The 3624-nt window shown below is 25.0% G+C and carries 4 protein-coding genes; 2 read left to right on the top strand and 2 right to left on the bottom strand.

Annotation, left to right across the window (positions count from 1 at the left end):
- Nucleotides 1-240 precede the first annotated feature (240 nt).
- On the top strand, nt 241-1788 hold the full coding sequence (locus DU473_RS08095; RefSeq protein WP_131186969.1) for a glycosyltransferase family 2 protein: 1548 nt from the start codon (nt 241-243) through the stop codon (nt 1786-1788).
- Entirely contained in the window at nt 1789-2829 is a 1041-nt protein-coding gene (locus DU473_RS08090; RefSeq protein WP_131186968.1) for a glycosyltransferase family 4 protein, read from the top strand. It abuts the gene before it with no gap.
- On the opposite strand, the gene DU473_RS08085 is transcribed toward DU473_RS08090, so the two are convergent.
- Both DU473_RS08085 and DU473_RS08080 read right to left on the bottom strand, forming a co-directional pair.
- A complete protein-coding gene (locus DU473_RS08085; RefSeq protein WP_131186967.1) occupies nt 2821-3354 on the bottom strand; it encodes a hypothetical protein in 534 nt (177 codons plus the stop codon). The two genes, DU473_RS08090 and DU473_RS08085, sit on opposite strands and share 9 nt — an antisense overlap.
- The coding region (locus DU473_RS08080) for a glycosyltransferase family 2 protein (protein ID WP_131186966.1) at nt 3305-3624 on the bottom strand (320 nt) is incomplete at its 5' end. The genes DU473_RS08080 and DU473_RS08085, both read right to left, overlap by 50 nt.

Here is a 3624-nt window from a genome sequence, read left to right as displayed (position 1 = left end):
AGCTTTTTTTATATATTTTTCTACATTAAAAGTTGGAAGTATAATAGAGACTTTAGGCATATTTAACCTTTATAGTTATTTGATTTGTCAAAATTTAAATTTTAAAAAATTTTTATAAAATTTAAATGTATATTTTATAAAAAAAAAAAAAAAATAAATTTTTTAAATAAAAAATAAATAATTTAATTTTATTTATGATTAAAAAATATTAAAATTAATCTTTTATTTAAAAGGAAAAAAATGGATTTTTCTAAAATAAGCGTGATTATGATAGTTAAAGATGCTGAGTCTACTTTAAAAGAATGTTTGAATTCTTTGCTTTGTTTTGATGAGATTATTTTAGTGGATAATCAAAGTTCTGATAATACTTTAAAAATTGCTTATGAATTTAAAGAAAAATTCCCCGCTTTACACATCAAACAAAGCGAATTTATAGGCTTTGGACCTTTAAAAAATTTAGCACTTTCTTATGCTACAAATGATTGGATATTAAGCATTGATGCAGATGAGGTTTTAGAAAAAGAATGTATTGAAGAATTAAGAAAGCTTGAACTAAAAGAGCAAAACATTTTAGCTTTATCGCGTAAAAATCTTTATAAAGGAGAATGGATTAAAGCTTGTGGATGGTGGCCTGATTATGTTTTGCGTGTATTTAATAAAAACTTTACTAAATTTAATGATAATTTAGTCCATGAAAGCCTTATTTTGCCTCCAAAAGCCTTAAAAATTTACCTTAAAAATGGATTTAAACATTATGCTTTTAATAATATTTCACATCTACTTGATAAAATGCAAAGGTATTCTTCGCTTTGGGCAGAGCAAAATATGCATAAGCAAAGTGGTGTATTTTTAGCAAGCTTAAAAGGAATTTGGACTTTTTGTAGGAATTATTTTTTTAAAAAAGGTTTTTTATATGGATATAAGGGCTTTATTATTAGTGCTTGTAATGCTTTGGGAGCTTTTTTTAAGTATATGAAACTTTATGAGTTTTTAAAGCAAAAACCAAAAACTTGTGCTTTAATTATCACTACTTATAATGAACCAAAACGTTTAGCCCTTGTGCTTGATAGTGTTAAAAATCTTAGTTTAATGCCTGATGAGGTTATTATCGCAGATGATGGATCTAAAGAGGATACAAAAAATTTAGTTAAGGAATACCAAAAAAAATTTCCTTGCCCTTTAAAACACTCTTGGCAAGAAGATAAGGGTTATAGACTTAGTAAAAATCGTAATGAGGCTATTAAAAAAGCTAAGAGTGAATACATTATTATTATAGATGGGGATATGATTTTAGAAAAAGATTTTATCAAAGATCATTTAAAATTTTCTCAAAAAAACTTATTTTTGCAAGGTTCTAGAACTATTTTAAACGAAAATGAAAGTAAAAAAATCTTAGAAAAAAAGGATTTTAGTCTAGCTTTTGATAAAAAAGGCTTTAAAAATAAAAAAAATAATCTTTTAGCCTATTTCATTTATAAATTTTCAAAGATTAATAAAAAAATTTTCAAAAAAAAGATAATCATAAAAGGCATAAGAGGTTGTAATATGAGTTTTTATAAAAGTGATTGGCAAGCTATCGGTGGTTTTAATGAAAATTTTGTTGGTTGGGGTAGAGAAGATAGTGAATTTGTAGCAAGATTTTTGTTTAATAATGGCAAATTTAAAAGAGTGAAATTTAGCGCCTTGGCTTATCATATTTATCATAAAGAAAATATTAAAAATATGCTTGAAATTAATCATCAGATTTATTTAGATACTATAAAAAATAAAAAAACAGATTGGAGATAAATGAAAATTTTACTTATCATTGGAGATATTACCTTAAAAGGAGGAGCTGAAAGGGTTGTGAGCAATTTGGCAAATCTTTTTTATGATAAAGGCTTAGATGTTGAAATTTTAAGTTTTTATAAAAAGAATGAAAAGTCTTATTTTTTTATCAATCCTGATATAAAAATCAGCTTTTTTCATCAAAAAGGTCATGATGAGATTAAAAAGGGATTTTATAAACTTGTTTATAAGTATTATGAAAGTTTTATTATCAAAAATAGATATAAAGATAAAGATTATATTATTTATAATAATTGCACTCAATTTCCTTTTTTTAAAAACAAAAATACACGTTATTTAAAAATTCAGCATTCTAAACTCAAAATACTTAAAAGGGATAAATTCTTTGATACTTTGATAATTCTTTCTTCTAAAGAGCTTAATATTTGGAAAAAGTATTATAAAGATGTAAGGCTTATACCCAACTTTTTATCATCTTTGCCAAAAGAAAATGCAAATTTAGAACAAAAGATTATACTTTCTATAGGCAGAATGACAAATGAAGATACAAAAGGTTTTTTTAGACTTTTAGATATATGGAAAGTTATTCAAAAAGAAAATAGTGGGGCGAGGTATAGGCTTCATATAGTAGGAGAAGGTGAAGCTAGAGAAAAGCTCTTAGATAAAATCAAACAAGAAAAAATTGAAAATGTAATGATAAAGCCTTTTGTCAAAGAAATTGAAAAGGAATATTTAAGTGCAAGTATTTATGCGATGGCGAGTTATTTTGAAGGTTTGCCTATGAGTTTGCTTGAGGCCTCTTCTTTTGCTTTACCTTGTATAGCTTTTGATGTAAATTCTGGTCCTAGTGACATTATAGAAGATGGAAAAAGTGGCTTTTTGATTAAAGATGGAGATTTAAAAGAATTTGCTTTAAAATTACAACTTTTAATGAATGATTTAAATTTGCGTAAAAGTATGGGACAAAAAGCAAAAGAGCTTATAGAGCTTAAGTTTTCTAAAGAAGTAGTTTTTAAAAAATGGCAAGAAAATTTATCTTAATTTGCACTTTAGTTTTCTTAAAAAATTATAGAGTTTTATTTTTTTCTTAAGAAATTTATATCTTAAATAAGAAAGTTCGTTTAAATCATAAGATAATTTAAAAATTTCTTTTTCAAGATAAAAATCGAATTCTTTAATGATAAATTTTTCTAAATTTGAATTTTTTATTATTTTTGAAATTGTTTTAAAATCTTGCAAATTTCTTTGTAAATGTTCTTTTGTTTTTTTGTGTGGATTTGAAAGAGAACTCTCGTTAAAATTATAAAAATATCCTATAAAATTAGCAGTTTTTATACTAGGGTTAATAAGAAATGCAAAGGCTAAAAGGTCTTCCGCCATATTTATTTTATAAGAAGATAGATGTCTTATAGTATCAAGATAAAAATCTTTTTTGAATAAAATACTCCAGATATTCCATAAATACTTATATGAGGATTGTTTGATAATATTTTTTAATTCTTCATAATCCTTATAATTAGGCAGATTTTCTTCTATACCCCCCCCCCATCTCATCAATCTTAGCAAAACCAAATCTAAGCAAATTGGCTTCTTTAATCTCTTTTAAAGCTAACTCACAAGCATTTAAAGCTAAGGTATCATCAGGATCTAAAAAAGTGATATAGGGTGAATTTGCGTTTAGAGCCCCTTGATATCTAGCAGCTAGTAGACCTAAATTCTTCTCATTATGAACAATTTTAATTCTTTTATCTTTTAAAGCTTCTTCTTTAGCTATTTTAATACTATTATCACTTCCTAAATCATCTACCACAATAATCTCTATATCTTTAAGACTTT

The organism is Campylobacter novaezeelandiae (genome assembly GCF_004323845.1).
Classification (GTDB): domain Bacteria; phylum Campylobacterota; class Campylobacteria; order Campylobacterales; family Campylobacteraceae; genus Campylobacter_D; species Campylobacter_D novaezeelandiae.
The sequence above is the reverse complement of the archived record's forward strand: the minus strand, read 5'-3'. Positions and strand labels throughout refer to the sequence as shown.